The following is an 8270-nucleotide window of genomic DNA, read 5'->3' on the forward strand; positions in this document are numbered from 1 at the left end:
ATTGAAGACTGGCGAACTGATGAAGTTTGGCTATATTTAATGCAGTGGGAAAATCCTTGGGGAAATAGTAATCAAGATTTACTAGCAATGTATCGAGGTGCAACGGAAGATAATGAATGTCCGTTAGTAGTTGATACTTCTACTCCTAGTTGTGGAAGTTCTCGGTTTGGATGCTGGGTTTGCACTTTAGTAGATACTGAGAAGTTTATGTCAGTAATGATTCAAAATGATGAAGAAAAAGAATGGTTACAACCATTAGTAGACTTGCGTAAAGAACTAGATATTTCTGACAGAAATAAAAGAGATTTTCGGAGGATTTGGGGTACAGTTCAACTGTTTGAACGGAAAGTAGATGGTGAAGTTTCTGTGGAACCAATACCAGGTCCTTACAAAAAAGAATGGCGGGATACTTTACTGAGAAAACTATTAGAAGCTCAAACAAAAATTCGGGAAACTGCTCCAGAAAATCTGCGAGATATTACTCTTATTTCTTTGGAAGAATTGAGTGAAATTAGACGTATTTGGTTGGAAGAAAAACACGAGTTTGATGATAGTTTACCTCGCATATATGAAGAGGTAACAGGAGAAGAATTTCAAGATTGTCGTCCTGGTGCAGGAATAAGTCTTTTAGGTAGTGATGAATGGTCTGTTTTAGAAGAAATATGTAATGAGGATGAAATGCACCTTGAACTTATGGCAAAACTATTAGATACAGAACGGCAATATTATATTAAGTCTCACCGATATAGGATTTATGAAAGTCTCGAAAAATGTTTTGAAACAAGTTCTCGTTCTAAGGAAGAAGCTATTCAAAATGCTCATAATAAAAGAGATTTAAAAGAAGCTGTCGAGACAGGAAAAGTGTCAGAGAAAATTAAACAATTAAGTTGGGCAAATATGAAGTTTTCTCGTCAAAGCTCAATAGATAATGAATAATGAATAATTACTTTTCTCTTTTGATAAATCTCTATTTTTTCCAGTCTGAGTCAGAGGCAAAAATTATCTGTTTTTTTAGCAAGAAAATTTGATTTTTCAGATGATGAAAATTTATCTGAAAAACTTATATCTGGAAAACCTCTATTTTCCCAGTGGTAGTTCTATATATGTAGTTATAAGTTAATGTAAATGATTAGTTCTTAACATTAATGTTGAAAATCTTACCGAATAATTAAGGAATGAGAATTAAATAATATCCACAAAAATTGGCTAGAAGTACCGCACTAAAATGCTCCTGTACAGGAAATCTGGAAGTTAATAAATTCTCATTCCTAATAATTAATAATTAGGGTTTGCTGAAAAAGTCTGATGGTAGAGGTAGGGAGTAGTTAGGAGTCAGGAAAAATAAGAGTTATAAAGGAATTAGTTAGCAGAATTGTCTCTTGATTTTTCTCTAAAGCGCGAGCTTTTTGTTCTAACTTTTTTAATCTTTTTGACCTAAAAGCTGATACTTTTTTCCAACAAACAAGTTGCTAAAATCTTTATTTTTAAATTCTTTCATATTTCTATACGCAAGCCCTAATTATTCATTCAACAATTCAGGTTGAAAGCCTCCCTTTATTAGGGAGAAAAATGAAAAATTTTCCTTTGAGTCAATCCCCTTTTTTCAAGAAGGGGTAATTATTAATTATTAATTGTTCATTATTAATTGCTGAATTCTTTCCTGCTTAAAAATTAAAAAATTATTGTGTAGGCGATCGCCTTCCGCAAAGCTCCGCTAACGCTGTATATAATCAGCTATAAAATTATCAGTATAATTATGTTAAAAAGAACTTCCCTAATTTTTCTTGTTATATCTATATCTATGTTTACAAGTACGATTTTTATTTACAAGAATAACGCAGCTAAAACAGAATCTTATAAATTTGTACCTTCAAAATCTTATAAATTTGTACCTTCAAAATCTTATACATCTCTACCTTCAGAATCTTATAAATCTCTACCTTCAGAATCTTATAAATCTGTACCTTCAGAATCTTATAAATCTGTACCCTCAGAATCTTATAAATCTGTACCCTCAGAATCTTATACATTTGTACCTTCAGAATCTTTGAAAGATATAGCAATGAACAGCGGTTTATCTGAAGAAGCTAATATTACAGTTTGCAACCTCAAAGGACTATGCGAACATCTCAACGGGAATGAACAACTCCTTAGTGTTGCTAGCTTAATGAAGCTACCTATTGCTGTAGCACTTATCGAAAAAATAACTACAAACAATATAGATATTAACACTCAAATTTATCTAGAACCAGAAAATTTTACTGAAGATAATTCAACCTTAGATGCAGGAAACAATTATACTTTAAAAGAACTGTTATCTGAAATGATTATTAATAGTAGTAATATTGCTCCTAATCAATTAATAGATTATTTGAGTCGTAGTTATATCAACCAAGTATTAGAGGAACAGGATTATAAAATATTAAGAGTCAATTCTAAATTCATAGGTGATTATATTATTCCATATGATATGGGATTCATTCCTAATACTGCAAATAGTGATGAACTTACTATAATGATGGTCCGTATTTATAGCAATCTTCATTTAACACACTATAAATTATTAGCTACTTTACTTGCTCAACAGCACGATCATGATTTAGGATTTACTGCATTAGAAAATACTAAAGTTCAATGGATGGGAGAAAAAACAGGTCAAAATGCTGGAGTTCTTGGTACTACTTTGGCTATAAAAGTATCAGGGGAAATTTATATTATTACTGTAATAGATGATGGAGATTATAGCGAAATAGCCCTTCGCAAATCTATTACCAATATCGCCGATTATATTTTCAAAAAAGAATCTTTTTGATGGCGATATATTCAGACTACTGGTACTTAAACATTTTCTGATTTCAGAAATTAATGTCATCACTTAATGGCTTATATTAACATATCACTACATATACAGAACTACCAAAAAATCAAGTTAATTATCTCGCTAATTTTCTCCCTATTCTCTACTCCGTATTCCCTAAAAAAACTAAAATGATTTTTCTAGAACTCGTCTTACAAAACTTCGGACCATACTTCGGTAAACAAACAATAAACCTTCGCCCTACTAACACTAACCATCCCCGTCCGATCATCTTATTTGGAGGTATGAATGGAGGCGGAAAAACTACTCTTTTAGATGCTATTCGTCTGGCACTTTATGGTCATCGTGCCCAATGTTCAACTAGAGGAAATTTAACTTATGGTGACTTTCTTTCTCAATGCGTAAATCGCAATACTCCTCCTACAGAAAAAACTCGAATTGAATTAGCTTTTGAACATATTCAAGACGACCAAGTTGTAGAATATCGTATCGTTCGTACTTGGGAAAAAAATCCGAAAGATGGTAAAGATAATCTAGGAATCCTTGATGGGGAATGGCCTGATTCTTACTTAGCAAATACCTGGGATGAATATATAGAAAATCTCTTACCTTTGGGAATTTCTAATCTATTTCTTTTTGATGGAGAACAAGTAAAAGAGTTAGCTGAACTAGAAATACCACCACCTTCAGTCGTAGATGCAATTCAATCATTATTAGGATTAGAATTAGCCGAACGTTTGGCAGCAGATTTAGATATTTTAGTGACTCGGAAAAAGAAACAACTTACTAAGACTAAAGAAATAGCAAATTTAGAAGAAATTGAACAAAAACTTCATCAGCAAAAAACAGATTTGGAAGTTGCTACAAAAAAATTGAAAGATTTAGAAAAGCAATTAGATAAATCTCAAGAAAAGCAAAAAAAAGCCATGAGAAAATTTGTCTCAGAAGGAGGAAAAATTGCTGCGGAAAAAAGTCAGTTAGAACAAGAGTTTAAAGATGTAGAATTGGAAATGGATAATGCTCGTCAAAAAATGGTTGAACTTGCTGGGGGTGCTTTACCTCTAGCTTTAATTTCTCCCCTTTTGGAACAAGCAAGTTCTCAAGGCGATTTAGAAATTTTACGTCAGGAAGCTGAAATTGCTTTGGATGCTTTTCAGGAAAGAGATAAACGTCTACTTGATTATCTGAATAATTTATCTATTCCTATTGATAAAGTTAGTAAAATTGAAGAGTTTCTCAATCAAGAAAATTTGACCCTGAAAGAAGAGATTAATCAAGTTGATGAACCTTGGTTATTGGCTGATGAAGAAGCTTTAACTTTATTAGAAAATTTGTTGCGCAATGACATTGAAAATTCTCGGAAAAATGCTCAAGAAAGTTTAAGTAGTTTGCAAGATTTGGAAGTAGAAATAAATGTTCTGGAAAAACAATTAGCAACCGCAGCATCTCCCGAAGCTTATGAACTTTTAGCAACTGCTTTGGAAGAAGCGCAAACTGAGTTAGCAAGAGTACAAGTTGCTTGTGAAAATAGTCAACGCGATCGCAAAAATTTGGAGGATGCGATTAATAAAACTAAGAAAGAATTGTTTAATTTTACCGACGAAACTATGGAGCGTCAAAATATTCAACATATAATTAATTCTTCTGCCAAAGTCAAGCAAACTTTACAGCTATTTAAAGATAAATTAACTGTCAAAAAACTCAATAAATTAGAAATAGAAATTACTGAATGTTTACGTTACCTTTTGCATAAGTCTGACTTAGTTCATCGCATCGCTATTGATACTCATAATTTTGCTCTTTCTCTCTATGATAATCAAGGCAAACTTGTTCCTAAACATCGAATATCTGCTGGAGAAAAACAACTTTTAGCAATTTCTTTTTTATGGGGTTTAGCAAGAGTTTCTGGTAGACGTTTACCTGTGGTTATTGATACACCTTTAGGTAGGTTAGATTCAGAGCATCGGCAAAATTTAGTTGAACGTTATTTCCCTGCTGCTAGTCATCAAGTAATTCTCTTATCTACTGATACTGAAGTTGGTAAATTAGAAGTAGAAAATTTGCGTAATTTAGAAGCGATCCAATACGAATATTTGCTCAAATATGATTCTCAAAAAAATCAAACTAATATCAAAAAAGGTTATTTCTGGTAATATAGAACTACTTGAATCGGGAATAGGGAACAGGTGCGAATTTCTATTTTTTTATTTACTTTTTGATTTGTCACAACCTATTTAAGATTGCTATATCACCTCTAATTTTTCTGCCCAACTCTTGCCCAAATACTAACTTTTTGACTTAGGCAAACATCTGGTACTTTTTTACTGCCTAAAATGACTAAAACCTTTAGATATAAATCCTTTTATATTTCATCAGCAATCCCTAATTATAGTTTGCTGAAAAAGTCTTTTAGTCCGAGGGAGGAGTCAGAATCTAGCAATTCTGCAATCCAGAAGGAATAGTCATTACAAAAGAGGTAGGAATAAGAATTATCTCTTGATTTTCTGTCACAATTAGCCAAAAATACTAATTAGCGTTGGTAATTTAATTGGTGGGATAATTTTTGAATAGGGGTGATTCCCATTACTTACTCTAGTTAAATATTTAGAGGTATTAAAAACAGATTACTTTTCAAACTTTATCCCTTGATTTACCAACGCTGACTTTTTAGCTTTCCCGACCTAAAATCTGGTACTTTTTTACTGCCTAAAATGACTAAAACCTTTAGATATAAATCCTTTTATATTTCATCAGCAATCCCTAATTATAGTTTGCTGAAAAAGCAGAGTGTGGGAACTGTAGTCCGGGTGGGAATAAAAATAATTAGGAGGAATAATTGTTCCTTAATTTTTCTGCCATAGCTAGCCTGAAATGCTAACTAATTGAAGTGTTTTTTGCTGAAATAAGTACACTTTTTTTGACCCAAAAAAGGTAAGTACCTTTATGTATCAATGCTTTGATATTTCCATACGGAAACCCTAATTACTAATTGTTAATTATTAATTATTAATTATTGATTTAACCTATTTTTTTATGTCAAAAAATAGAATTGCTAAAACTTCATTATTTTTTATAATATTTGTAGTTATTTGCTTGAATATTGGTTACTTTACTCCGAGAAATTTGAGTAATAATTCTGATGATTTGAACTTCTCAAATAAGACCATACCCATATATGTTTATAATATGGGTATTCATACAGATATTCTACTTCCAGTTCAAACCAAAATTTGGGATTGGCAACAACATTTAAACTTAAAATTAATAGCTAATCCATCAATTTCCATAAATTATCTAGCTTTTGGTTTAGGCGATAGAGCTTATTTTCTAGAAACTTATAATCAGACATCATTACCAATCGTGACAGCTTTGAAAGCTCTATTCCTACCAACACCTTCTGCAATCAGAGTATTAGCTTATCAAAATATTCCTCAAAAATATGAAATTAAATGTGTTATGATTAGTCAATCTAATTATCTAATTCTAACCAAATTTATCAATAATTCTTTTCAATTTGATGCCCAAAATAATAGAAAAATTATCAAAATAGACCCTAATTATAAAGTTGGTTTTTATGCAGGAAAAGATACCTATTCAATTTTAAGAGCTTGTAATGATTGGACAGCAGAAGCTCTGAGATTAGCAGGAATAACAACTCCTCTATGGTCAGGACTTTCTAGCTCAATTATGTATCATCTTAATGATAACTGCTAATAACTGCGATCGCTTTCTTAAATTCAAAATTCAAAAGTTCGAAATTTGTAGGTGTGTGACGGCATCCTTTTTTCAATTTTGGGGAAACTCCAGAAATTTTTCCTCACGCACCTTTTTTTGGGATTGGTAGACGATTTATAGTGCGTTACTGACACGCCTAAAAATGTAGGTTGGGTTGTTGCTTGCTAACCCGTAGCGGTACGATAGTGAAACTCAACAAAGCCATACTATTATTGGTGTTCGGTTTCGTTCCTTAACCCAATCTACAGCTACTTCATCAAATGCCTATTCCTGATGGTTGGTTAAATGAAACCTAATCTCTCAGCCCCCCCCTTCCCAGAAGCGCTTTGGGGGAGAGGTCTTAACCTATGTTCTGAAGCTAGAGCCGCTATAAAAGCTAACCCCCCAGCCCCCTTCCCAGAAGCGCCTTGGGGGAGAATAACTCCCCTCTCAAAAGTAGGAGAGGGGTTGGGGGAGAGGTCTTAACCTATGTTCTTCCCTGCAACACCAGACTTGAATAAATTATTTCCCTAAAAAAAGAGCCACTATTTTCCCACAATACTTATTTAATTAGATAATATAACAACTTTTTCTGCTTGTCAAGTGCGACCGCTATCAAATCCGTAAACCAAAGTAGGGACGTTCCATGGAACGTCCCTACAGGATGGTGAGGTACACTTAAAAATTAACCTCTATCTTTGTAACACAACCTTCCAGGTTGTTACAGCCTTCAAGGCTGTGTCACCACTCATTACTAAATCGCACAACTCAAACCACCTGACTTTTTAGTAAAACGAGCATTCTCCCGATAATCAACCCGACAATCTATCACCGCAGGAACATCTTGAGCAAGCGCCTCCTTCAAAATAGGAACTAAATCCGCAGCAGACTCTACTCGATAACCCTTCAAACCGAAACTCTCTGCAAATTTCACAAAATCAGGATTGCCAAACTTAATAAAAGAAGACGTACCAAAATGATTTTCCTGCTTCCACTCAATCAAACCATAACCGCCATCATTAAAAATCAAAGTCACAAAAGCAGTACCCACCCGCAAAGCAGTTTCCAACTCTTGACAGTTCATCATAAACCCACCATCTCCTGTTACTGCGACAACCTTGCGGTCAGGATAAACCAACTTGGCAGCGATCGCTCCCGGAATCGCAATACCCATCGCCGCAAAACCATTAGAAATCAAACAAGTATTAGGGCGATCGCAATGATAATGTCTAGCAATCCACATTTTATGGGCACCAACATCAGAAATCACAATATCCTCCGCACCCATAACCTGGCGTAAATCATAAATTAGTTTTTGAGGTTTAATCGGAAACCCATCATCCTTACCATATTCCTCATATTCAGAGCGCATATTTTTTCTAATTTCTGATATACTCGGACTTAATTTATTTATGCGCTCCGAACGTCGTAAAATTTCATTCAAAGAATCAGAAATATCTCCAATTATTTCTGCAATTGGAATATAACTGCTATCAATCTCCGCATATTTTTCCCCCACATGAATAATCGGAATTTCCCCTTGAGGATTCCATTTTTTCGGTGAATATTCAATCATATCGTAACCAATTGCAATCACCAAATCTGTTTCATCAAAAGCACAACTAATATAATCGCGTTGTTGTAAACCAGTCGTCCATAAAGACAAAGGATGAGTATAAGGTATCACACCTTTACCCATAAAAGTATTAGCAACCGGAATATTTAATTGTGTAGCAAA

5 protein-coding genes are annotated in these 8270 nt (G+C 33.6%); 4 read left to right on the top strand and 1 reads right to left on the bottom strand.

What is annotated here, in order from left to right:
- The 4 genes from dndC to VKJ25_RS14495 form a co-directional block, all read left to right on the top strand.
- On the top strand, positions 1 to 936 hold a 936-nt coding region (dndC, locus tag VKJ25_RS14480), incomplete at its 5' end, for a DNA phosphorothioation system sulfurtransferase DndC (protein WP_324237339.1).
- Between the two features lie 820 nt (positions 937 to 1756).
- Entirely contained in the window at positions 1757 to 2812 is a 1056-nt protein-coding gene (locus tag VKJ25_RS14485; RefSeq protein WP_324237340.1) for a serine hydrolase, read from the top strand.
- Between the two features lie 176 nt (positions 2813 to 2988).
- A complete protein-coding gene (gene dndD / locus VKJ25_RS14490; protein ID WP_324237341.1) occupies positions 2989 to 4971 on the top strand; it encodes a DNA sulfur modification protein DndD in 1983 nt (660 codons plus the stop codon).
- 880 nt (positions 4972 to 5851) lie between these two features.
- A complete protein-coding gene (locus VKJ25_RS14495; protein ID WP_324237342.1) occupies positions 5852 to 6532 on the top strand; it encodes a DUF2459 domain-containing protein in 681 nt (226 codons plus the stop codon).
- Positions 6533 to 7286: 754 nt separating this feature from the next.
- On the opposite strand, the gene VKJ25_RS14500 is transcribed toward VKJ25_RS14495, so the two are convergent.
- The coding region (locus tag VKJ25_RS14500; RefSeq protein ID WP_324237343.1) for a thiamine pyrophosphate-dependent enzyme at positions 7287 to 8270 on the bottom strand (984 nt) is incomplete at its 5' end.

This window comes from Okeania sp. (genome assembly GCF_035285525.1).
Taxonomy (GTDB): domain Bacteria; phylum Cyanobacteriota; class Cyanobacteriia; order Cyanobacteriales; family Microcoleaceae; genus Trichodesmium.

What these genes read in the sequence shown, in the direction of transcription:
- dndD (WP_324237341.1), top strand. Translation starts at nt 2,989, where the DNA reads ATGATTTTTCTAGAACTCGTCTTACAAAACTTCGGACCATACTTCGGT.
- VKJ25_RS14495 (WP_324237342.1), top strand. Translation starts at nt 5,852, where the DNA reads ATGTCAAAAAATAGAATTGCTAAAACTTCATTATTTTTTATAATATTT.
- VKJ25_RS14485 (WP_324237340.1), top strand. Translation starts at nt 1,757, where the DNA reads ATGTTAAAAAGAACTTCCCTAATTTTTCTTGTTATATCTATATCTATG.